The 22,402-nt window shown below is 45.6% G+C and carries 21 protein-coding genes; 14 read left to right on the forward strand and 7 right to left on the reverse strand.

All coding sequences use genetic code 11. From position 1 onward, the window contains the following. Nucleotides 1–565 precede the first annotated feature (565 nt). A complete protein-coding gene (locus tag AMS66_RS20215) occupies nt 566–1,504 on the forward strand; it encodes a macrolide 2'-phosphotransferase (protein WP_053782502.1) in 939 nt (312 codons plus the stop codon). Between the two features lie 36 nt (nt 1,505–1,540). Continuing rightward, a complete protein-coding gene (locus AMS66_RS20220) occupies nt 1,541–2,227 on the forward strand; it encodes a hypothetical protein (RefSeq protein WP_053782503.1) in 687 nt (228 codons plus the stop codon). Between the two features lie 75 nt (nt 2,228–2,302). On the opposite strand, the gene AMS66_RS20225 is transcribed toward AMS66_RS20220, so the two are convergent. Beyond that, nucleotides 2,303–4,585, reverse strand: a complete 2,283-nt coding sequence (locus AMS66_RS20225) for a 5'-nucleotidase C-terminal domain-containing protein (protein WP_053782504.1) — start codon at nt 4,583–4,585, stop codon at nt 2,303–2,305. 329 nt (nt 4,586–4,914) lie between these two features. Then, a complete protein-coding gene (locus tag AMS66_RS20230; RefSeq protein ID WP_053782505.1) occupies nt 4,915–6,099 on the reverse strand; it encodes an MFS transporter in 1,185 nt (394 codons plus the stop codon). A gap of 318 nt (nt 6,100–6,417) precedes the next feature. Here AMS66_RS20230 and AMS66_RS20235 point away from each other — a divergent pair, with 318 nt between their 5' ends. Then, nucleotides 6,418–7,380, forward strand: a complete 963-nt coding sequence (locus AMS66_RS20235) for an endo-1,4-beta-xylanase (protein ID WP_053782506.1) — start codon at nt 6,418–6,420, stop codon at nt 7,378–7,380. Between the two features lie 104 nt (nt 7,381–7,484). Here the strand turns inward: AMS66_RS20235 and AMS66_RS20240 are convergent, their stop codons facing one another. Further along, nucleotides 7,485–8,822: a glycoside hydrolase family 30 protein gene (locus AMS66_RS20240; RefSeq protein ID WP_053782507.1), complete on the reverse strand. Its 1,338-nt coding sequence runs from the start codon at nt 8,820–8,822 to the stop codon at nt 7,485–7,487. A gap of 124 nt (nt 8,823–8,946) precedes the next feature. Between AMS66_RS20240 and AMS66_RS20245 the strand changes: the two genes are divergently transcribed. After that, complete coding sequence (locus tag AMS66_RS20245) at nt 8,947–9,861, forward strand: helix-turn-helix transcriptional regulator (RefSeq protein WP_053782508.1); 915 nt, start codon at nt 8,947–8,949, stop codon at nt 9,859–9,861. Between the two features lie 100 nt (nt 9,862–9,961). On the opposite strand, the gene AMS66_RS20250 is transcribed toward AMS66_RS20245, so the two are convergent. Further along, nucleotides 9,962–11,485 carry a leucine-rich repeat domain-containing protein gene (locus AMS66_RS20250; RefSeq protein ID WP_082350810.1) on the reverse strand — a complete coding sequence of 508 codons (1,524 nt, stop codon included), beginning with the start codon at nt 11,483–11,485 and terminating at the stop codon, nt 9,962–9,964. A 342-nt stretch (nt 11,486–11,827) separates the two neighbouring features. Here AMS66_RS20250 and AMS66_RS20255 point away from each other — a divergent pair, with 342 nt between their 5' ends. The 7 genes from AMS66_RS20255 (at nt 11,828) to AMS66_RS20280 (ending at nt 17,930) form a co-directional block, all read left to right on the forward strand. Next, nucleotides 11,828–12,721, forward strand: coding sequence for a diacylglycerol/lipid kinase family protein (locus AMS66_RS20255; RefSeq protein WP_053782510.1), 894 nt, complete (start codon nt 11,828–11,830; stop codon nt 12,719–12,721). A 174-nt stretch (nt 12,722–12,895) separates the two neighbouring features. Beyond that, nucleotides 12,896–13,813: an aldo/keto reductase gene (locus AMS66_RS20260; protein WP_053782511.1), complete on the forward strand. Its 918-nt coding sequence runs from the start codon at nt 12,896–12,898 to the stop codon at nt 13,811–13,813. 276 nt (nt 13,814–14,089) lie between these two features. Continuing rightward, complete coding sequence (locus AMS66_RS20265; protein ID WP_053782512.1) at nt 14,090–15,472, forward strand: hypothetical protein; 1,383 nt, start codon at nt 14,090–14,092, stop codon at nt 15,470–15,472. A gap of 241 nt (nt 15,473–15,713) precedes the next feature. Beyond that, a complete protein-coding gene (locus AMS66_RS31905) occupies nt 15,714–15,884 on the forward strand; it encodes an aspartyl-phosphate phosphatase Spo0E family protein (protein ID WP_076287270.1) in 171 nt (56 codons plus the stop codon). A gap of 98 nt (nt 15,885–15,982) precedes the next feature. Then, nucleotides 15,983–16,363 (forward strand): GntR family transcriptional regulator, encoded by a 381-nt coding sequence (locus AMS66_RS20270; protein ID WP_053782882.1) that lies wholly within the window; start codon nt 15,983–15,985, stop codon nt 16,361–16,363. After that, nucleotides 16,360–17,235, forward strand: a complete 876-nt coding sequence (locus AMS66_RS20275; RefSeq protein WP_053782513.1) for an ATP-binding cassette domain-containing protein — start codon at nt 16,360–16,362, stop codon at nt 17,233–17,235. The genes AMS66_RS20270 and AMS66_RS20275 overlap by 4 nt, the downstream gene beginning before the upstream one ends. Continuing rightward, nucleotides 17,232–17,930, forward strand: a complete 699-nt coding sequence (locus AMS66_RS20280; protein ID WP_053782514.1) for a hypothetical protein — start codon at nt 17,232–17,234, stop codon at nt 17,928–17,930. The genes AMS66_RS20275 and AMS66_RS20280 overlap by 4 nt, the downstream gene beginning before the upstream one ends. A 92-nt stretch (nt 17,931–18,022) precedes the next feature. Here AMS66_RS20280 and AMS66_RS20285 read toward each other — a convergent pair whose 3' ends face one another. The 3 genes from AMS66_RS20285 to AMS66_RS20295 form a co-directional block, all read right to left on the reverse strand. Next, entirely contained in the window at nt 18,023–18,538 is a 516-nt protein-coding gene (locus AMS66_RS20285) for a hypothetical protein (RefSeq protein ID WP_053782515.1), read from the reverse strand. A 194-nt stretch (nt 18,539–18,732) separates the two neighbouring features. Next, nucleotides 18,733–19,506, reverse strand: coding sequence for an isocitrate lyase/PEP mutase family protein (locus AMS66_RS20290; RefSeq protein WP_053782516.1), 774 nt, complete (start codon nt 19,504–19,506; stop codon nt 18,733–18,735). Between the two features lie 69 nt (nt 19,507–19,575). Further along, nucleotides 19,576–20,625 carry a bifunctional transcriptional activator/DNA repair enzyme AdaA gene (locus AMS66_RS20295; RefSeq protein ID WP_053782517.1) on the reverse strand — a complete coding sequence of 350 codons (1,050 nt, stop codon included), beginning with the start codon at nt 20,623–20,625 and terminating at the stop codon, nt 19,576–19,578. A gap of 531 nt (nt 20,626–21,156) precedes the next feature. Between AMS66_RS20295 and AMS66_RS34760 the strand changes: the two genes are divergently transcribed. The 3 genes from AMS66_RS34760 (at nt 21,157) to AMS66_RS20300 (ending at nt 22,345) form a co-directional block, all read left to right on the forward strand. Continuing rightward, on the forward strand, nt 21,157–21,252 hold the full coding sequence (locus AMS66_RS34760; protein ID WP_144424572.1) for a hypothetical protein: 96 nt from the start codon (nt 21,157–21,159) through the stop codon (nt 21,250–21,252). A 3-nt stretch (nt 21,253–21,255) separates the two neighbouring features. Next, nucleotides 21,256–21,357 (forward strand): YvrJ family protein, encoded by a 102-nt coding sequence (locus tag AMS66_RS31910; protein WP_082350811.1) that lies wholly within the window; start codon nt 21,256–21,258, stop codon nt 21,355–21,357. A 412-nt stretch (nt 21,358–21,769) separates the two neighbouring features. Beyond that, nucleotides 21,770–22,345 (forward strand): lysozyme, encoded by a 576-nt coding sequence (locus AMS66_RS20300; protein WP_053782518.1) that lies wholly within the window; start codon nt 21,770–21,772, stop codon nt 22,343–22,345. Nucleotides 22,346–22,402: the final 57 nt, after the last annotated feature.

Raw genomic sequence — 22,402 nt, forward strand, 5'->3', positions numbered from 1 at the left:
CCTTCCCCGTTCCTTATAAGATTATTTCGTTATTATAACATATCATCTGTTCAAACTTGTGTTAATGGATGACCATCCTCATAGCGCCAGCCTGGGGAGGGAGTGATGTTGCGATTGAATTACCTGTCCACACTTATGCACTTCCGCCAATCAGTGTTTTATCTAAAGGGACAGTGGTCTCTTCTCCTTCGATGATGAGTTCGGCACTCTCGCTGAAAAAGAACAAAAATTCCTCCATTTAATCTGGAACTAGAAAATGGAATATGTTAACATATGGGTAACTTACAGAACGGAGGGATACGTGTGGCAAATTTTATCCGATTGAGATAGTTTGGCGAAACGTTTGTTTGCGCTTGCTGTATTTCTGCCTGTGTGCAGCTCATTGGGATCGGTTTGCCTATTTACACGTATGCCGCTAGTCATGAACGAAACGCTCTTCTGGAGTGGTTCTTTGATGTACTACTATTTTTTTGCGAGCATCCAGGTATGCCCAATTTCCGAAATGGACTGCACAGGCATGAATGTCTGTGTTTTTTATTTAATGAGGAAAAGGGGATTACCCGATATGACAAAACCCAGTGTGAATGAGCATTTGGAATTTCAAAAGAAACTAACATCTTTAGCTGAACAGAACGGGCTTCATATTGTCGAGGAATCCATGAAAATCAATGAGTCCGGTATGGACTTTCGTGTAGCGTTTGCCACCGATGAACAGGGACAACAGTGGATACTGCGCCAGCCACGGCGCGAGGATGTATGGGAACGGGCTGAAAATGAGCGCAAGGTGCTGAAGGTTGTGAAAAGGCATCTGCCGGTAGAGGTGCCGGAATGGCGGATTTTTACGCCGGAACTGATCGCCTATCCTTTACTTGATGGAGAGCCGATTGCGGTCGTCGATCCGGCAGGGGGAGGGTATGCATGGCGATTTCCGCAGGAAAGCTTATCCGATGATTTTTTCGATTCCCTCGCGGCAACACTCGCGACATTGCACAACATTGATCCCGTTGAGGCGGTGAAGGGCGGAGTGCGCAGCAAGACGCCTACGGAAGCTCGTGAAGCTTTTGCAGCTAATATTGAGGAGATTAAACAAAGCTTTGAGGTACCAGATCAACTGGCTAAGCGGTGGGAAGCGTGGCTGACAACGGACAGCTATTGGCCTGAACATTCGACGTTCAATCATTGTGATCTGCATCCGCCGCATATTATCGTCGACGATGCCCAGCGGGTCACCGGACTTATTGATTGGACCGAGGCGGAGATTGCCGACCCGGGTAAGGATTTTGTCATCTATTATGCGCTCTTCGAAGAGGAAGGATTGCGTGATCTGCTGAAACGCTATGAGAAGGCAGGTGGGAGAACGTGGCCTCGAATGCTGGAGCATATTCGGGAGCAGTGGGCGGCATACCCGGCAATTGTTGCACAGTTTGCGTTAATCACTGAGGAAGAGTCCAATATGGAAATGGCAAGAGGCATGCTTGCGAGCTGGGATGTCAAGCGGGGTTAATATAAGGCGAGAAAACGTTAGTGAGGAGAAGGGGGCGTGACACAACTTCGTGTAGTGTGTTGGTTGTTTGCAATCACGTTAACAGTCGGTCTATTGGGTTGTTCGCCCCCTTTTTCTAACTCGGATGATGATAAATTAGATGTTCTCTCCCAAGATCGGATACAGGAACTAAGGGAGGAGTACCCACTATCACCACAGTCTCTTGTGACTCCATGGATGAAAAAAGTGACCTTTAAAGAGATCATGGACTTCGCAGATGCAGTTGTTGTGGCAGAGGTTGTGAGCGTTCTGCCGAATTTTAGCATGGTGTTGACCACTGAACCAGATACACCCGAACGCAAAATGGCAGAAAAGCAGGAGACTACGGGAATGACTCCCTACGAAGCAGAGTTCATCTCCTACGAAGTAAAGGTGCAGGAAGTCATTACAGGAGGAGATGTAGCCAAGGAGACGTTTCTGTTCTATAACGCAGCGTTTGCAGGGATCGAGCCTAAACTTAAACCTGGACAGAGAATAGTTACAGCGATCAAAAAGGGAGTAGAGGCCGAGCAACGGGGAGGCTATTCGTTCTCTCGTTATGGTACGTACTATATCGTCGATGGTGATTATATCCTTTCTGCCTACGAGGGGTTCTCGAACAAGGCACTTGAATTCACCAAACAAACGAACGGAATCAGGCTGGAGAAGTTTGTAAAGAGGGTTCGAAGCTTAGCACATGAGTAAATGAATACGCATGACTCATAGAATCAAAAAAAGAAAAGACCTCTTCCACATGCATTGTGGAGGAGGTCTTTCATGCTATTTCAGCATACTTACATATTTTCCGTATACATAAGCTACGCGACCATCCAGTTTCACTTTTACCCAACCATACTTGTCTGTACTGATTACCTCAAGGACGGTGCCTTTCGGTACCGCAGTAACCACTTTGGCTTTGGATGAAGCGCTGGAGCGCACGTTCAGGTATGTCGCAGTAACCTTGGCTTGTTTGCCTTTAACGACTGCGCCCGGTTTACCTGGTAATGTTTCTGGTTTGCTAGGTTTCGATGTGTCTGGTGTCGGTTTCGGTACCGTTGGTGTCGTAGGCTTCTCAGGTGTAGTCTCTCCCTCACCACTACCAGTGGACGCCTTGCGAGCTTTATTCAGTTCCTGATAGAACTCACCCTTGGTTTTCACGCCAGAGAATTTCGCTATACTTACGTTCGCTTTGCCGGCAAGAGCAGTCATTTCTTCTTCAGTCACCGCATCCAAAATGTTAATGGACGCAATGTTGGTATACTTGCCATCTTCCGTTGTCGGAACGGACATGATGCCATCATTAATCAACTCTACAATATCTGCACGAGCAGGTGCTGTCAGGTCTACGCCGGTGATTTTCCAGTTGTGCTGAATCTTCGGCTCATAGACGCCTTTCATAACATCTTTCAAGTAAGAAATGGACAGATTACGGATCGTACCTTGAATCTCACCGAATGCCGAAGCATCCTTGGAGGACCATAATTGCTTGAACTTACGCCCTTCCAGTGCGCCACCTTTGGCAATAAGGGCTTCCATCCGGTAGGCATTCATGCCGAGCTTCAGCGTATCGCCTTCTTTGACCACTGTGCCGTTGCTGTACTTGAGATTCGTGATCCGACTGCCGTAAGGCTTAGTCAGGTCAATTTCATAGGTTACTCCACCGAAGAAATCGTCGGTACTATATTTGGAAGCGCGCCGTTTCGGATCAAAGCTGATCGTCACATCGCCAGGGCGTGTGGAGTTAAAATAACCCGCAGACCATTCCATGTAGTCCTTCAGATCACGTCCGGTCACTTCATATACCGTTACTTCTCCGAAGGCATATTGATAGTTGAACGCGATGTCCTTCTTCTTGATCGGTCCGACATCCAGTTTGGCTTTATCGTTATCGATCTGGTGCGCGACAACGTCCGCATCGCTATAATGCAGCATGACTTCGGTGAAGAAATCCGAGAGTGGTGTCTCCTGGATCTGCACCGCAGGAATACCTTTGATCTCATCCGCGGGTACCAGGTTGGTTCCTTTCAGTTCAGCTACCTCAATGTTGGCATCGGCACGAGCGAACTCGTGGAACGGATGCAGTGTATCTTCCAGTCCGGGATCGGACACTTCATAAGAGCCATCAGCTGCTTTTACAGCGAGTGCTTGAGCTTCCTTGCTTTTCAGTACAACCTTGTCGCCTTCTTTGGCAAACGTCAGGTCAATCCGTGAAATGTGTGAACCATATTTGTTCGGCTCGGAGATCAATACGCCGTTAACCGTTTGGGATTCAATCAGCGTGTGCATGTGTCCGGCAAAAATGGCAGCCAGCTCCGGGTTGGCATTGGCGATATCCGTGACCCCGGTGCCCGGGTTCCCGTTCTCGTTATCCAGTCCCATATGCATGAGTCCAACCATGACATCCACTTTGCCTTTCAGCTCGGCGATGGCCTTCTTGGTCTCTTCCACAGGATCTTTGACAATGATGCCGTCCAGGTGATCCGTACCTTTCTCAAACTCGGTAATCATAGGTGTGTTCATTCCGATGACACCAACCTTGATACCGTCTTTCTCAATAATCGTATAGGCTGGCATGTAGCGGTCGCCGTTTTCTTTGAAAATGTTACCTACCAAGGGTTGTCCCTTGAACTGTGAGGAAATCTTCTCTAATACATCCAGTCCAAAGTTGAATTCATGATTTCCCATCACCCATGCATCATATTTCATTTCGTTCATTGCGACCATCATGGGAGATTGAGGTTGATCGTTAAACAGTTCAGCTGAGTTATCCTGAATCATATCGCCTGCATCCAGCAGGATTGTATTCGGGTTCTCAGCACGCACTTTTTTTACAATCGTATACAACTGTGTCATACTGCCTGTCGGATTCGGACCGTCGAGAGCGTAGTCCCATGGCATAAATCGTCCATGAATGTCCGATGTTCCCAGCAACGTAATCTTGGTTTCCTTGTCTGCTTCAGCAGCCTGAGCCGGTGTGGAAGCGAAGGGTGCGAAGAGGATGGAGGCACATAAGAGGAATGATAAAGGCCATCCGGCGTAACGTTTCGGCGAAAATTTGCGCATGTTGTAATCTCCCTTGTTATCTAGTGTTATGTAAAGATATGTGTAATTGGATTTAATACTAGATAAACATTTGGTAAATGTAAACCACAAAATGACAAATAAAAAAAGACCGCTCTGGATCATTCCATGGAAACACCACAAGGAATGATCGGAGCAGTCACTACACGTTTCTCTATATGTTTAAACTTCTTCCTCAACAACACCCAAATCATATTTAATTGTATATGACGCTTGGCACATCAGTATCAGAATGTTACTGATGAAGAAGGGATTTTCTCGTTATGGAGTAGAGATAGCAATTTGGTCCAGACCAACTGTGCCCTTAACTCTTATACCGTCTCAATTGAACTACGACTACGAGAGGTGAAAAATTTTATTTTGACAACGATGGATACCAAAGCAAGCAAACCAAAGATTATTCCGCTCCAGATGACCTGATGGATTCCAAGTTGGGCAATGAACCAGCCGCCAATGGAGGTGCCGAGGGTAATCCCCAGATTAGAGAAAGAGACAAAGAGGCTATTTCCGAATTCCGGTGCTTCCTGAGACTCCGTTGTTAGCCAAGTTTGGCTGACAATCAGACCACCAGAGTGAATCGCACCCCAGACGAACACCATGATAATCATCGGAATGAAATAGGAGCCTGCATAGAAAACGAGTAAATAAGCGGCCATGTATAACACCGGGAAGAGGAGAACGGTTCTCGGAATATTCCGATGCAGAAGCTGTCCGAATACCAAATTGCCGGCGATCATAATAACACCAAAGGCCAAGAGCATCGCACTAATCCATGAACCGTCCATACGGGTGACTTGCCCAAGGTATTCGGCGAAATAACTGTATACGGAGAACATCGCTGCAAAGATAAAAATGACAGTGGCAATATTTAGCCACAGTGCAGGTTTACGCAAAACGCCGATCTGTTTGCCATAAGACATCTTCTCTTGCACAGGCATTGATGGCAGCCAAATCCATATACCGATGAAAGCAATGATACTGACAACCGCTCCAAACCAAAACGCAGCTTCCAACGAGAAACGTTCCGCAAGATAGGAAGTTAGGGGCACGCCAAATGCAAAGCCGGCAGTGATTCCGGTAAACACTTTGGCAACCGCCTGACTGCTTTTTTCCGGTGGGACCAGCTTGGCACCCGTGACGAGAGCGACGGAGAAGAAGACCGGATGAAAAATGGCCGGGATAATCCGAAAGATTAACATCATGTCGAAGCGGGTTGTGTAGGCATATACTACATTCGATATGGCGAACAACAGCACGGCAATTAACAAAATGGTTTTACGATTGATACCAGATACGAGTAAAGTCAGGAAAGGGCCGGATACGGCAACGACTAGAGCGAAAATACTTACCAGCCATCCAGCCTGTGCAGCGGTGATATTGAATTTCTGCGTGATCAAGGGCAGCACTCCAATAATGCCTACTTCTGTAGTGATGATTGCGAATACACCCAATGCCAGAATGAGGATGAGGAGCGGGTTAACCTGTTGTGATTTCATGTTAAAGTAGACCTCCAAATTCATTTATATATATAGAAAAATAGATATATTAAACTAAAAAAATACCTCCTTGCCTCTGTGTGGAATTATAGCCGATATAATAAGTTCTCAGAATTACATTATATCTATATTTATAGATTTGTAAATATAATAAAGTGTAACGCCTTTGTTGAAGTTATCATGTTAGTGCCCATTATCTATACTTTCTGAGGGACAAGCTATACTTTCTACATGGATAATTACAAATATATCCAGTAAAATGATAAATGTAAACGCTTACTAATTTGTCAACTATTAAAAACTAAAGGAGGAAGTACATTGTTCAAGTCCAAATGGTTTAAGACCGTGGGTGCGTTAGCGTTAGTGGGTGTGCTTGCCACATCGGTAGCCGTCGGCAGTGTGAGTGCAGGTTTGGCCAAAGGAAGCAAGTTTCTGGGTAATATCATTGCAAGCAGTGTTCCCTCGAATTTCAGTCCCTATTGGAACCAAGTAACGCCGGAGAACTCAACGAAATGGGGCGCAGTCGAAGCCACGCGTAACAATATGAACTGGTCTCAGGCAGATATCGCCTACAATTATGCCAACAGTAATGGATTTCCGTTCAAGTTTCACACGCTTGTCTGGGGAAGTCAGGAGCCAGGTTGGATTGGTGGACTCTCCGCTGCCGATCAGAAAGCAGAAGTGACACAGTGGATTCAGGCGGCAGGTCAGCGTTATCCCAAAGCAGCTTTTGTCGATGTGGTTAATGAACCGTTGCATGCCAAACCTTCCTATCGCAATGCCATCGGAGGGGATGGAGCAACAGGCTGGGACTGGGTAATTTGGTCCTTCCAACAGGCGAGACAAGCCTTCCCGAACGCCAAGCTTCTGCTGAATGACTATGGTATTATTGGCGATCCGAACGCAGCTGATCAATACGTTCAGATCATCAATATCCTGAAAAGCAGAGGCCTGATTGACGGCATCGGCATTCAGGCCCACTACTTTAATATGGACAATGTCTCCGTAAGCACGATGAACACCGTGCTGAACAAGCTGGCTGCGACAGGTCTGCCGATCTATGTATCCGAACTGGACATGACCGGCGATGATAACACGCAGTTACAGCGCTATCAGCAGAAATTTCCTGTACTCTGGCAGCACTCTGCCGTTAAAGGTGTGACGCTGTGGGGCTACAATCAGGGTCAAACCTGGGTAAGTGGTTCCCATCTGGTCAACAGCAACGGTACGGAGCGTCCAGCAATGCAATGGCTGAGAAATTATCTTGCCAACAATCCCTAAGTTTTCATAATCATGCTCTTATGCTATCAACTGCATCCCCAAATAGCGCCTTGCTCCGCGGTCAAGCCGCGGAGCAAGGCGCTATTTCTGTTTGTATCTTCTTTCTAGCCTTCCGAGACAACAATACTGTTGAAGGAGTCAGCCTCCAATTCAAACTTGAGTGTCTGCCCCTCGTATGCCAAATACAGGTCACGAAGTTCCTTGAACGGATTGTTGATGACAATCACGAGACTGTTGTCAGGGTTGCGAAAAGCCACCGATTTGCCGCTCCAGGCACCAGACAGACCCACTCTTCGTGCACCAGGAACAACATGATGGGCAAAATGCTTCATCACATAATACTCGGGATTTCGAATGGCCTCATTCGTATCCGGGTCTACCGTAATCATCGAGTTCTGCTCCCACCCCCACGTGCTGCGGCCTTTCGGCTCCAGAACCATGTTCCAGTAAATGTACGCATTGACCCCATTGCTGAAATAGTGCTGGTACAGGTTGAATACATATTTGGCATAGTTCCACGAATTGTTGCCATCGCCGCATTCATTCTCCGTCTGCATGTAACGAAGCTCCGGGTAGCTTGCGGCTGTCCGTTGAATGGCATTTTTGCCTGCCCACTGATAACCTACTCCCTTGATATAGGCGTACGCTTTCGGATCACTAAGCACCAGTCCGGCGTATTCATCGAAATCATTCGATTTTTTCTTGATCAATTCTTCCCATGGATCGGGTGCGTTGATCGTCCCCAGCCAGATTTCCGTGTCCAGACCATGCTGGTCAAAAGCAGGGCCCAGGTAATCGGCGATAAACTCGCGCAGCTGCTCGCCAGTCCACATACAGGAAGGAAATTTCTGATCCGCGATGACTTCGTTCTGCACGTGAACCTGATGGATAGTAACACCTGCCTCACGGTAAGCCTGCACGAATTTGACGAAATACAACGCATACGCTTCCAGGATATCTTTTTCCCAGCGCAGTGTTCCGTAGTTATAGGCTTTCGGTGACTTCATCCAGGTAGGCGGGCTCCACGGTGAGGCAAAGAATTGAAGATTCGGATTGTAGGTCAGGGCCTCCTTGATGTATGGAATCAGATATTTGAAGTCGCGTTCAATCGAAAAATGTTCCATGGCCACATCGCCGTCTACCTCATTATGACTATACCATTGCTCTGCATAATCACTCGCGCCGATTGGCAGGCGGCAGATGTTGAATTTGTGTTCGCCCTCCGGATGGAAGAGGGAATGAAAGACTTCATGTCGCTGCTCCTCATTTAAGTGGGAAAGAGCGATATAACCAAGTTCATTGAAGCAGCCGCCAAATCCTTCTACGAGTTGATGTTGTTCACCTGTAAGTTTTAAGTTAGCGCTTTCATTTGCGATTGTATAAGAAATCTCTTTCCACGAAAGATCTGGTGTAGTGGAATAGCCATGTAACGTCAGGGACATTGGAATTTCCTCCTCGCTTGAACCTCAGGTATGATGTACAGTACAGTCAGTATATCAAGTCCTGCTCCAAAAGAAGATACGCTGAACCGCGTAAAATTTGCCCTAATCCAAGGTGGTGAAATCCATGATCATCCCTGAACCATACCGTTCCTACCTGTCTCCCGAGAGCCGGTGGTTGCCTGCGACGGATTGGAACGTCAAGCTGTTTGGTGCACACATGCAGAAGGTGAACCAAGGCTGGCATGTGCCCCAGGAATCCCATTTGGCCTTTGAATTAATTCTGATTTTGGAAGGCGCACAAACGACAATACTGGAGAATATCCGTTATGACCTTCATCAAGGAGATATATTACTTATCCCGCCCGGGTGCAAACATACCAATGAATGCAATCAGGAGCAGGGATTGACCTACTTTATTGCCCATTTCAATGTGGACGAGGCTTTGTTCCGACAAGGGATGAGCCGACAAGTGCAGCTGTTGTTCCCGAATGGTAGCGAGGATAATCAGCGATTGACGGAAGTGATGATGAAATGGGTGGACCTTCTTCAGCAAAAAGAAGAATTTACGACGGCAGATCTGTTCCGCATGCAGTCTGGTTTGCTGGAGATTTTGGCTATCTTGTCAGAGCAAAGCTCCTCCCGCTCCCAAGAATCCGTATCGCCTACGGTGGCGCACTATGCAACATTGATTGCCGAGGCCATCAAAAGCCGCTTCAATGCCGGGAACATCCAACTAGAAGGGTTGGGGGATAAAGAGATCCGTATTGAAGAGATCGCAGCTTCTCTCCAAATCAGTCCTGGATATGCACTGGAGACGTTTCAGAAAGTATATGGCATCTCCCCACGCAGATATTTGTCCGAGCTGAAGCTCCACGAGGCCAAGCAGCTGATACATCAACCTGATCTGAACCTCACCCGGGTGTCCGCCATGCTCGGATATTCTAGTCTTGCGCATTTCAGCCGACAGTTCAGGCGATGGACTGGCATGAGTCCTAGTGAATACAGACAGACGATGGGCAGCATCCGTTTTTTTGAATAAACCGAATTCCCGCGTGCCCACAACCAATATAATGCACGCCAAAAATCCCCGCTGACGGTTCAGACGGGGACTTCGCTGTGCTTGATTATACTCTGCTTAATTAAGGTTGTTGTACACTCTCGTTTTGAGCCTTGTTTTCGAAGATGAGAATCGTTTTGCTGCTCCCGATATATCCAACCGTCGTATGGAATTGCTCTGAAATAAATCGTACCGGGACAAACGCCTTGCCATCCCTCATCAACAGAGGTGCGTCGTTTACTGCAAGTGTATCATCTACACTCACCTGTTTGTTGCCCACCGTCCACTTAAGCACTGTACCATTTTGCGCAATCTGAACCTCCTGTGTGTCCGGATTCCAGTTCACGCTGGCATTCAATTGCTCCGAGACAAAGCGGAGCGGCACATAGGTCCGTCCATCCTCGATAAAAGGCGCAGCCTCCAGCGCGTAAGCCTGATCACCCACATAGGCGGTTGTGGACCCTTCAATCAGTCGTTGGAATTTGCCTTGCGGGGTGCGCTTTTGCTCCCGTACATTCATTTGATTTAGCAGGCGCATCGTGTCACTGCCGTTCGCAACATCTAGATAATTATTTTGTACCGTTAGCCCTGCAGGTTCCGGCTCAGAGACCGAAGTCTGGGTGCCAGAGGATATGGAAGTGGAATCCGAGATATCCGTTATGGTATTTGTATTGGCAGAGCTATTTCTTGTAAAAGTAAAACCGGCAACCGGTGTAAGATCCCACACCCGGTTATTGGACAATTTCAGTACTTCCAGCTTGGACAGCTGTCGTAATGGCTCAAGATCATAGATCTGATTGGACTCCGCATTCAGTTCTTTCAACCCTATCAGGCCTTCCAAGGGTGCCAGATGCTGAACCTGATTCCCGGAGAAGTCCAGCGTCTGCAGACGTGTTATATGCTCCAGTGGCATCAGATCGGAAATCTCGTTGCCTGCCACATTCAGCTTCTGAAGTGTATTCGGCAGCTCAGCCAGTACATCCAGTGTGTGAATATGGTTGTTGGCCACATTGAGCTGTTTAAGTTTTCTTTTATCCGCCAGTGGTGTCAGGTCCGTTATCGCATTGTTCGAGATTTCGAGCCATTGAAGATCATCTGCATCAGCCAGAGCGGAGAGACTGGTAATCTGGTTGCCGCTGGCGTGAAACGTATGTAGTCGGTTGAATCCACGTACAACTTCTATGGAAGAAATGGAATTGTTGCTGATATACAGCCGTCCCAGGTCTTTCAAATCAGCCAGTGCATCAATCGATGTAATGTAATTATTGCGAACGTCAACCTCGCGAAGCTGAGTCAGATGCTCCAGCGGTGTTAGATTGTCAATCTCGTTGCCATATAACCGGAGGTGAGTCAGATTCGTGGCGTATTCCAGACCGGATAGGCTTTGAATGCCAGCATTGCTCAGATCCACAACGTTCAACTGCTCCAGATCGGATGAGGTTAGAGGAGAATCTACCGGTTTGTTCAGGATCAGCTTCAGTCCGTTCTCTAGTGCAGGATCTTCAATGATGCCTTCGCCCAAGTCCGCAGTAGTATAGGCCATCGCGTGCCCAGCCGCCCCAAGACTCAGGATGAATACTAGAAATAGTAGAGTCATTCTTCTCATTGCATGAATTCCCTCCGATTCCGATTTTAAGGATAGGTAAGTGTACTGTTCTTATGTACTTGTGAGTACCAATTTATGTCGATAAACTATTATAGTTACGATATGGACAGATAGAATAGACAAACACATCTATAGTTATTAACCCATCATGGAGTAAAAGGAACATGAAATTCATGACAGGCAGAGCATCTACTTCTATTCTATATGATACAAACCCCATACTGCACTCTTCCAGCCATCTTTTTCAAAAAAAATTGTACAACTCTCCCTAATCCTATTCAACTCCATAGCAGAGAGGGTATAGATGAAGTAAAGATGCCATTTGGAGGAGAAGATGCGAGTATGCGCCAAGCCATGATCATTAGCAATCCATCGTCGGGTAGAGAAGAAGCTCAGCAATATGTGTCCCAGGTACAGGAAATTCTTGAATCACAGCAGTATGAAGTGGTGATTAATGAGACGGCCGGGGAGGGCGATGCGACCAACTACTGCCTGAGTGCCTGCCAAGACGGCTGTGATCTCGTTATTTCCATTGGAGGGGATGGGACGTTACATGAGACGATTAACGGCATGATGGATCAGGAGCATCGTCCCAGACTGGGTGTGGTGCCGCTGGGTACGGTGAATGATTTTGCGCGTGCGCTGAATATCTCGCTTGATCCGGAGGAAGCCATTCGGCAGTTGCGATCGGAGCAGATCCATAAGGTGGACCTCGGTAAAATCAATGATCGTCTGTTTGCCAACGTGGTGGCAGCCGGTTCATTGGCGGAGGCGCTGTTCTCGGTGTCGTCGGAGGAAAAGTCGAAGCTGGGTTCATTCGCTTATTTGAAAGAAGGATTGAAAGACCTGATGAACACACCTGCCAAACAACTAACCATTGAATATGACGGGCAGTCGTGGGAGGGGGAGTCTCCTCTTTTTCTCGCGGCGCTGACCAATTCGGTTGGAGGTTTTGAGAAATTGTCGCCGGAAGCAGCGGTGGATGATGGGTTAATTCATTGTTTTGTGATCCGTAGCATGAACGTCTTCAATACGGTTACACTCGGAACGTCCCTGCTGTTTGGCAATCTGAAGAACCACAAGGATGTTGACTATTTTACGGCAAAAGAAGTTCATGTCCGTTCGACGGATGCAACAATCCGCACGAATGTGGATGGAGAGGAAGGGCCTTCCCTGCCCATTCGAATCCGTGTATTGCCTCAGCATATTGAAGTGATCGTCCCGGAAGAAGTATAGGCGAGTGAATCACACAGAAAAAAACCTCCATTATTCCATATAAGAGTTCTAAAATTCCATTGAAACCGATTGCAGTTCTGTGTCACAATCATAGACGGAAGACAAGTATATACTAGATGGCAATGATCATGGCAATTAGAGTACGATACTATTCGAATATGGAGGGAAATCATCTTGAGAACAATTAAACTTGGCAGCAGCGCACTCGAAATACCGGTTGTAGCCGTTGGCTGCATGCGAATTAATTCATTAAGCAGCAAAGAAGCTGAACATTTTGTTCATTCCGCCATGGAAGCAGGCGCGAACTTCTTCGATCATGCTGATATTTATGGAAACGGAGCGTGTGAGGAGATCTTTGCAGAGGCTGTGCAGATGAATCCCCAGGTTCGTGAAAATATGATTCTTCAGTCCAAATGCGGTATCCGCAAAGGCATGTTTGATTTCTCGAAAGAGCATATCTTGAATTCGGTGGATGGCATTCTGCAACGCTTGAAAACTGAGTATCTTGATGTTCTGTTGCTGCATCGCCCGGATACATTGGTTGAACCGGAAGAAGTGGCTGAAGCCTTTGACCAACTTGAGCGCGAAGGCAAAGTACGTCACTTCGGGATATCCAACCAGAATCCGAACCAGATCGAACTGTTGAAAAAATACGTGAAGCAGCCACTGGTGGCCAACCAGTTGCAGATGAGTATTACCAATACCACGATGATTGACAGTGGAATCAACGTGAATATGGAGAACGATGCCGCGGTTAACCGTGATGGCAGTATTCTTGATTATTGCCGCCTGCACGATATCACAATTCAACCATGGTCCCCGTTCCAATACGGATTCTTCGAAGGCGTATTCCTGGGCAGCGATAAGTTCCCGGAACTGAATGCGAAGATCGACGAGATTGCTGCAAAATATGAAGTGACCAACACGACTATCGCAATTGCTTGGTTGCTGCGTCACCCGGCGCAAATGCAGCCAGTGACAGGTACGATGAATATCCAGCGTTTGCAGGATTGCATCAAAGCTGGCGATGTTCACCTTACACGCCAAGAGTGGTACGAAATTTATCGCGCGGCTGGTAATGTGCTACCTTAAACCAAGAGTAATATATATAGCAGATCGTTCTGCTATATTGCATGTAAAACACGAGCGCATATGCCGCTCGTGTTTTTATTTTATCCTTTATTTGATGCTTGTCCGTTCCCGGTATAAAATAAGGATAGGGCCTCTATTTTAACAAAAGGTTTTTTTTGTAATTAATACAAATTAGTTGAATTTATCTTATTGACCCTTGCTTAATTATTACATATAATTACTTTTGCATACCGTTAATCCTGTTTATGGTTTTTTATTTTGGAGGGTGGTGTTAGTTTGGAGCCGACAACCACGATACGCGATCACTTAGAAAGTTATCTGAAGCGTGAGCAGATGTCCATTAGTCTTTTTTCGGAAACGTCAGGAATTAACTCCGGTACGCTGAGCAATATTTTGAACAAGAATCGTCCGATTGCGATGCAGCAGCTGGATCGAATCACTTCAGCTATGAGACTTGAAGAAGGTTACTTCTATGAATTGTACATAGATGAGTGTTTTGTCCATGCTGCCCCTGACTGGCGAAGACTGGGACCATTCCTTCATCGATGTGCAGAATTGGATAAATTGAATTGTATTGAAGATGTGATCCGGTTGATGATGGATAATCTATCTTACATTCCTTTGTTATTTGATCTGGCTGAAGAATTCTACCATGCTGGTAAATTTAAACCGGCCGTTTTATTATATGAAACGATAGCCGAAAGTGAGAAAATGCAACACTCCGAACGGCTCGCATTATGTCAGTATCGATTATTCAGGCTGGGACTGACCAATGATCAGCAACGAAATCTGATCATCGCCGCTCAATTCGAATACTATGTGGATCGGCTCGATGAACGCTACCAGCTGGATGCGCTCAACGAATTGATTAATGCTTTTGGTGCCTTGCACAGATGGAATAAAGTACAGGAGCTGTCCGAGAAGTTAAGGGTGAAAGCAACCATCCATTATGAGCTGAACGGGAGAAGGAAACAGGAAGAAACCAAAAGACCGATTGTGTTCTACATTCTGTATTCCTATTTGGCTTCAGGGAGTGCGTGCTATCAACTTAAAGACTATCAAAGCGCGCTTAAATATGTTTCTTTATATACGGATAACAGTTGGGTGAAGAACCCTGATCAGGACGAAATGGTAGTTATGAATCAGTTTCAGGAATGGGCTGAGGGCAACCGTTATATATATCAATTAATGAGCGGACAGTTTGATGTGTTGCCTGAATATTTGAATTATATCTCAACAAAAGAAAATGAGATTTTCCCGGCGCTTTGTGATATTGTGACTGCTGCGAATCGCTATGATAAAAATATTGATGATGTGCTCGAACAGTATGAATCATACTTTGCGTACCAAGAACAGAGCAACCGAATTGGAAAAGTCAGCAGACAGGTTACAGATGATCGATATCTACGTCTTTTAGCAGATCTCGCTGCGTATTATCTAAAGAAGGACGAGTATTTCACAGGAATACAATTTGTTCTGGATAGTTTGCAATTCTCTATTGAAATTAGCAGTGGACGAGGTATGCTTAGAGGTGTCGGACTGTTTGAGCAATATAGGGAGTTTGCAACTGAGACGGCGAAACAGCAATACAAATTGATCATTAGTGAGGTGCAGAAACTCAATGAAGAGAAAGTTGGCTTTGCTGATAGCTACATGTAGTATTATTATTTACATTGTAGCTCCTGCTACGGAACCTGTCTCAGGTAAGGAAGTTCCAGACCCCGCAATTATGAGAACTGCTGACCACGGATTTGGAACTTAAAAAATTGGTAAGGGACGCTTCTGAATATTCATTCAGAGGCGTCTTTTTTTGCGTCTGGTGGAAGAAAAAGTATGTCGTACCCCTTGCGGCCTATCGATTGGCATAATAAACTAAAATATGACAAAAAGGAGGGGTACTATGGATTGCCTGGAGTTAATGTCACAGATCGAAGAAGCCAGACAACAGCTTCACCGCCTGCAGTCGGAATACGGCAGTCTGCTTCATCCTGAAGTTATCCAGCAATCTGTAGTTCTGGACGGCCTTATTAATCAATACAATCGAGCCAAAATGAAAAAGTTGATCAATTAGTGGTTCGCCTATTTACATATTGGTTTTCGTGCACTATAGTTAGTCACATGAGTAACTAACCGACTAACTAATTAACGATGAATGAAAGTTGGAATCGCATGAAATCGAATTTGGATGAATCTCAGCCCATTTTTCATCAGATATCCATGATGATTATGGATGACATTGTAGACGGCAGATTGATGGTGGAGGAACAGGTCCCTTCAACCAATGAACTCTCTCGCTTTTACAATATTAATCCAGCCACGGCACGGAAAGGACTTCAATCGCTTGTAGACAAAGGCATCATATACAAACAACGAGGTGTTGGCATGTTTGTTGCAAAGGGAGCCCGGGAAGCATTGCTTGTTGAACGAAAGCAGCATTTCTACGAGGAATATATCAAGCCTTTACTTGAAGAGGCCAGACGGATTCACATGAATGAGGACATGATTGTTGATTTGATCCGAGGCAAGAAGGATAAGGAGAGTGAATTATGATTCAGATCGAGCAGGTGACCTACAGCTATCAACAGACACCCGTGCTGAACAACGTGACTTTAACTGAGAGTGAGCCGATTATCAGTGCAATGTGGGGGAGAAACGGTGCCGGCAAAACAACCCTGATGAGTCTGCTCGCAGGTCATAACCGACCTGATGCTGGAACCATTCAAGTGATGGGCCAGGACCCTTACAACAATTTGGCTGCGCAGGAAAACCTGTGTTATATACAGGAGAACCATCCCCTGGGTAGAAACTGGACGATCAACGACATGGTTCGATTCGGTCAATACTTCCATCCACAGTGGGATCAGGCATTTGCGGAGCAGTTAATCGATAGGTTCGAATTGCCAGTGAAGAAGAAGATCGTCAAATTCTCAAAAGGCATGAAGACCGCCGCCCAGATGATACTGGGGCTTGCCAGTAATGCAAGGGTAACGATTCTTGATGAGCCCACCAATGGACTTGATGCCGAGAAACGTAAATACTTCTACAATGCTTTACTGGAGACTTATGAAGATAACCCGCGTCTAATTCTAATATCAAGCCATCATATTGAGGAGATTCAGCCTTTATGTGAGTCCCTCATCGTTCTACAAGCGGGAAAAGTGTTACTTAATCAGCCTATGGAAGAGATGCGTGAAAAAGGAGTTCTTCTAACAGGAGGGATTGATGACATCAACCGTGTCACAGCTGACGTGGAGGTTATAGAATCTTCCCAGATGGGATCGACCATGAGAGTGATGATTGATGAGCCGTACTGCAAAGTGTGGAAAGACATTGCTCATGCACAAGGGCTTTCCATTGAGAAGGCGACATTACAAGATTATTTGATTAACAGGACCCGTAATCAAGAGGGGGTTAAGCGATGAACGCAACGAAAGGTACGAACCGGCTGATTCTGGATGATATGCGCTGGTATTTAATGATTTTCTCGTCGATTACACTCATGCTTACAGTCGTCTATTTGGCTATTGGATTCATATTTGATGTGACGTATACGACGCAATTATTTGGTCCAATGTACGGAGGAATCTGTGCTTTTGCGATCGCGGGGATCATAACATTGTTTCCGGTTGCAATAGGTATGGGCAGTACACGAATACAGTTTATGAAATCCTTTTATATCAATTCGATATGGATGGTCGTGGCGACGATTGGCATACTGAATGTCATTTATTTCATTATGCATCTTCTCCATGAATATGGAACGCTTGACGTAACCTTTTATCAACCAGGAATGCTGTATTCAAGTGAATATCATTTTTTTCCCTACCTGTGGTTTGATCTGATGATTGGTTTTCTGGTGCTGGGATTATCCATCTTTTCAACGGTCTGTTGGATTCGATTGGGGATGCGTAATTTTTTCGTCCTGTTCTTTGGGGCTAGCTTAATCGTCACGCTGGTAATTGTTCTATCCGATCTGAGCGTGTGGGTCCAGTGGTTTACGAATGTCAATCTTATCGCATTGGTCACCACACTGGGGGCCATTGGAGGTGCTCTCCTTCTGAGTACGTATCCCATGATGAAGAATGCGCCGCTTACAATGAAAGGCAGAAAAGACTGATAAGAGACGCTTTTGATGAAGCAGGCTAACTATCCATTAAGATCAGAAAAACACGAGGGAGTATATACACGCCTCGTGTTTTTTTGTATGAGTTAAGCTTGAGCTTGTGGTTTAAATCCTTCGTCTTTGAGATACTCGCCAGCTTCGCTACGAGATTCGAAAGCCATATCCAGATTAAGACCGGAATACACATACCACATGTCATCTTCATATTTTAAAGTAAGTGTATGTCCATCTTCATCGATCCATGTTCCGCCGCCAGCAGAGCTTGTAGCCAATATAGGAGCAGCTTTTGCTTGTTCTGGCTCTTTTGATTCTACTTCGTTGGGGTTGTAAGACATCGCTTTGATCGTTTCATCTAACAATGTGCGTAGATCTGCTTCGGAGTAATCACGAATATTGACGAATCCTTTATCATCGGTCTCATAGTTGGGCAGTAGCCCTGCATAGATATAACCGTTACCGTTAGGATGAATATGGAAAGCAACAATCTTTTTGTCATACGCACTTTCTTCATAATGGAAATTAACACGACCGAGAGAAACATCTTTGCGTTGCAGTTGGGGATACGATTGTAGCACTTCAAGCTTTTGTTCAACGTTAAGCATATTTTCCTCCTGTTAGTGTTGGGTAGTGGTGATTATAACATAGGTGAAAAGGAATAAGCATCCTCAAACAGGTGCATTCTAGCACCTGTTTGAGGATTCACATCATAGATGATCGCTTTATAATAGACGCTTATATTAAAAATTGTGAGGAAGTAAGTCTCCCTCTGGTGAAAAATGAGAAGTGCGCCTTTCTGTTAACTTCCAGACAGAATATTTCGCCCGAACTTTTTCAGGTGTTCCATCGCTTGCAGATAAGGATAAGGCCCATAGCTTATGCGTGCCACACCCAGCTCGGCAAGTTGTTTTGGTAAAGGCTCGCGGGATGTAACCATCACGTTGACCGGAAGCGACGAACGTTCACACAATTCCTGAATCAGTTGTGGATTCTGTAAGCCTGGAACGAATAGCCCGCTGGCTCCTGCTTCTGCATATGCATTGGAACGAATCAGCACTTTTTCCAAGAGAGTGTGATTGTGTTGTTCAGGTGCATTTTGCAAAAAGACATCTGTGCGGGCGTTAATGAACAGTGGAATGCCTGCCTCATCCGCAGCTTCCCGGGCAGCCGACAGTCTCAGGCATTGCTCCTCCACAGTGTACAGTCCAATTCCATCGGTGAGCTGATCCTCGATATTAACTCCCACGGCACCGTGATGGATCACTTGGCTCACATTTTCCTTCACTTCTGACGCAAACTTGCCATACCCTCCCTCAATATCGATCGTTACAGGTAAATTCACGCTTGCTGTAATCCGGGACAGATTGTCCAGAACCAGCTGGAAAGGCATCGCTTCGCCATCTTGTTGGCCGTGGGCGGCAGCTACAGACCAACTGCCAGTAGCGATTGCTGTTGCTCCAGCAGATTGGATGGCTTGTGCGCTTCCGGCATCCCAGACATTGACCAGAACCAATGGATTACCTTTCATATGGGATTGGTGGAATAACGTCGCCTTTTCTTGTAGGGTACTCATAATACTTATCTCCTCCGTTACATAGCTGTAATCCTTCATACTACTTGCCGTTCTTTTCTCTTGAGCTACTCAGTTATCACCCTGCTTTTCGTGAGTTAAAAGCCAGTTTTTACGTGTCAGACCTCCTCCGTATCCACCCAGTTCACCACTGGCATTGATCACACGGTGACATGGAATAACAATGGCCAGCTGATTGGCTCCGTTGGCCTGTGCTACCGCTCGACATGCTGTGGGTTTACCCAGTGCATTCGCAATATCCTGATATGACCTCGTCTCCCCCGGCGGGATCGCAATCAACTGCTCCCATACACTCTTCTGGAATGGTGTTCCTAACCAGAACAACGGGGTATGGAATACAGTTAACGTGCCTTCAAAATACTGTGCAAGTTCCCGTTCAATGGAACGAATCGGCTCTGTTACTCCAGGAACAATGGCTGACTTTGTCCGTTTGCGTAATCGTTCTACTTCACGCTCCAGACCTCTGCGATCCACGAATTCGAGCAGATATAATGCTTTCTCATCGGCTACAGCCATCATGGGTCCAAGACGTGTGTCGATCCAGGATGCCTTCAAGACATGCTCTTCATCCACTTGTGTAGGCGCTGCGCCCATGATTCGCGAGAAGGCATCCCGGAACCCGCTGCCGGATTCGTAACCGGTGGACAGCTGGGCATCAATGACCGTACGACCGGAGCGAATATTTTTCAGGGCCAGTCCCATGCGACGGGCGCGGGCATACTCGACAAATGTCATGCCAAATCGCTTCTTGAACTGACGTCTGGCGGTGGATTCATCGATGGATAATGCCTTGAAATCCTGGCCTTTCCAGCGTTTCTCCGGATTTTTCTCCACCGCTTCCACCAATATGCGTACCACATCAGATACCTGATTAGGATGAGATAACGGACGGCAGCGCTGGCAAGGACGATACGAAGCAAGCAATGCCTGCTGCGCCGTCGCATAGAATTCACAGTTTTCGAACTTCGGCTTTCGGGCGGGGCAGGTAGGCCGACAGAATACACCCGTCGTCTTGACGCCTACATAGAATAAACCTTCGTATTCCGAATCCTTAGCCACAAGAGCCTCATAGTATTGTTTCTTCAGATCAGCAGAGATCATTGGCGCACGTCCTTACTTCAATAGATGTATCAAAACGAGCTATACATATCACTAGGTCACGACGAATTCGTTCTGTATTCTCCCTTGTCGTATCGTTTCGTAGTTCCACAAATTGATTATAAAAAAACGATGCACAGGGCATCGCCGAAAATCAGGCATGAATATTTTTATTTGAACATGCAGCATGCTTATTTGGATGATGTTTTCTTATGATTTGTCCGTCCACTCCAGTTTACCAAAAAGATCCCTAGGAATATGCATAGTCCACCGATATATACGTAGTTCTGAATGACTTCGTCTAGAAGCAGTCAGCCGGATAAGACACCGAAAAATGGAGGATTCCCGCTGACTTTAGACAACGATGAAAACCTAGAATCTGTCTTACTTACTGTTCATGATTCAGAATCTGTGCCACCAAATTTAAAAGATCACATTACGGAGCACTCACTTTATCAAGCTTATGAATCCCTCTCAGCACAACAAAAACAGATTTTATCTTTTGCTTAAGTACAAGCACTAAATGACAAGGAAATAGCCAGAATATTGGGAGTATCCCAACAAAATGTCTCGAAACACCGCTTAAAAGCTCTAACTAAATTGCGCAGCTTAATAACGGAAGGGGGATGAATTATGACGGAGGGTGACATTGCTACTTTTATTGCTAATTTAGGTTTTCCGATTGCAATTACTTTGTATCTACTTATTCGTTTTGAAAAAAAATATCTGATCTAAGCGATGCCATTAATGGCTTGAAGAATGAAATACAAAAAAACGTAAAGCGGTGATTTTATGTTGGCCGAACTTTTAGTACGAGCACAGCAACACCACGATCACGAGGCAACATTACATATCCTAGAATCTTTCACACCAAAGATCAAAGCCTCCTTGCGACAAGTCCCCCCCTGATCATCGAGATGATTTAAGACAGGAACTCTATGTCAAAATAATTGAGGTGATACAGACTTTCGATACTAGTGAATTGAAATAAAATTTGGAGCGTGGTTGTAAAAAAAGAGCCTTATTTCTCTTTATATATATGTGAAGGCAATACGGCATCGCAGAAAACTTGGGAATGGTTATTCTGGCTATGATTCCTCCTTATTGCTCTCATAACTAATAAAAATAACTTTAGGAGTGATTTATTATGGCAAATCTAAGCGCTAATGGAGCAACTTTTATGAAAGGGCATGAGGGACTTAACTTAAAATTCTATGCCGATCCAAAAGGTTTTCCAACAGTTGGATATGGACATCTGATAACAAAGTCTAAAACATACACAGCAAATACAACTTTAACCCAAGCACAAGCTGACGCTCTATCAAAATCTTTGGGACTCAGTTATACTTCTCCAATTACTCAGTCTCAGGCAAATACATTTTTCACCAATGATACTGCAAGTGCTGTAGCATCCGTAAATAAAGTGGCACTTCCTGCAGGTATGTCCCTTTCACAAAATCAGTTTGATGCACTTGTTTCGCTTACTTTTAATGCAGGCTCTGGTGTGCTTAGTACCGATGATGTAGAAGCTCTGCTTGCATACAAGCTAATCTACCCATCTTTCCAAGGGCCACGTTCAACTCAGGAACTTGACAATTATTCTAAACTAGTAAGTAAAGCATTTTCATATGATAGAAGTTTGCAAAGACGTAGAAATGAAGAAGCTGAACTATTCTGTAAAGGCTCGGGTTATACTCATAAATATCCAGTATATACACTATAGTTTAATCGTCTTACAACACATACAGGAAAGGTCAGCCTTTATGGCTTACCTTTCTTT

It is taken from the genome of Paenibacillus xylanivorans (assembly GCF_001280595.1).
GTDB lineage: Bacteria > Bacillota > Bacilli > Paenibacillales > Paenibacillaceae > Paenibacillus > Paenibacillus xylanivorans.

Excerpts from the sequence above, each read along its gene's own strand:
- AMS66_RS20215 (WP_053782502.1), top strand. The coding sequence starts at position 566 with ATGACAAAACCCAGTGTGAATGAGCATTTGGAATTTCAAAAGAAACTA.
- AMS66_RS20270 (WP_053782882.1), top strand. The coding sequence starts at position 15,983 with ATGAAATCGAATTTGGATGAATCTCAGCCCATTTTTCATCAGATATCC.
- AMS66_RS20240 (WP_053782507.1), bottom strand. The coding sequence starts at position 8,822 with ATGTCCCTGACGTTACATGGCTATTCCACTACACCAGATCTTTCGTGG.
- AMS66_RS20250 (WP_082350810.1), bottom strand. The coding sequence starts at position 11,485 with ATGAGAAGAATGACTCTACTATTTCTAGTATTCATCCTGAGTCTTGGG.
- AMS66_RS20280 (WP_053782514.1), top strand. The coding sequence starts at position 17,232 with ATGAACGCAACGAAAGGTACGAACCGGCTGATTCTGGATGATATGCGC.
- AMS66_RS20295 (WP_053782517.1), bottom strand. The coding sequence starts at position 20,625 with ATGATCTCTGCTGATCTGAAGAAACAATACTATGAGGCTCTTGTGGCT.
- AMS66_RS20285 (WP_053782515.1), bottom strand. The coding sequence starts at position 18,538 with ATGCTTAACGTTGAACAAAAGCTTGAAGTGCTACAATCGTATCCCCAA.
- AMS66_RS20300 (WP_053782518.1), top strand. The coding sequence starts at position 21,770 with ATGGCAAATCTAAGCGCTAATGGAGCAACTTTTATGAAAGGGCATGAG.
- AMS66_RS31910 (WP_082350811.1), top strand. The coding sequence starts at position 21,256 with ATGACGGAGGGTGACATTGCTACTTTTATTGCTAATTTAGGTTTTCCG.
- AMS66_RS20290 (WP_053782516.1), bottom strand. The coding sequence starts at position 19,506 with ATGAGTACCCTACAAGAAAAGGCGACGTTATTCCACCAATCCCATATG.
- AMS66_RS20230 (WP_053782505.1), bottom strand. The coding sequence starts at position 6,099 with ATGAAATCACAACAGGTTAACCCGCTCCTCATCCTCATTCTGGCATTG.
- AMS66_RS20225 (WP_053782504.1), bottom strand. The coding sequence starts at position 4,585 with ATGCGCAAATTTTCGCCGAAACGTTACGCCGGATGGCCTTTATCATTC.
- AMS66_RS20255 (WP_053782510.1), top strand. The coding sequence starts at position 11,828 with ATGCGCCAAGCCATGATCATTAGCAATCCATCGTCGGGTAGAGAAGAA.
- AMS66_RS20275 (WP_053782513.1), top strand. The coding sequence starts at position 16,360 with ATGATTCAGATCGAGCAGGTGACCTACAGCTATCAACAGACACCCGTG.
- AMS66_RS31905 (WP_076287270.1), top strand. The coding sequence starts at position 15,714 with ATGGATTGCCTGGAGTTAATGTCACAGATCGAAGAAGCCAGACAACAG.
- AMS66_RS20245 (WP_053782508.1), top strand. The coding sequence starts at position 8,947 with ATGATCATCCCTGAACCATACCGTTCCTACCTGTCTCCCGAGAGCCGG.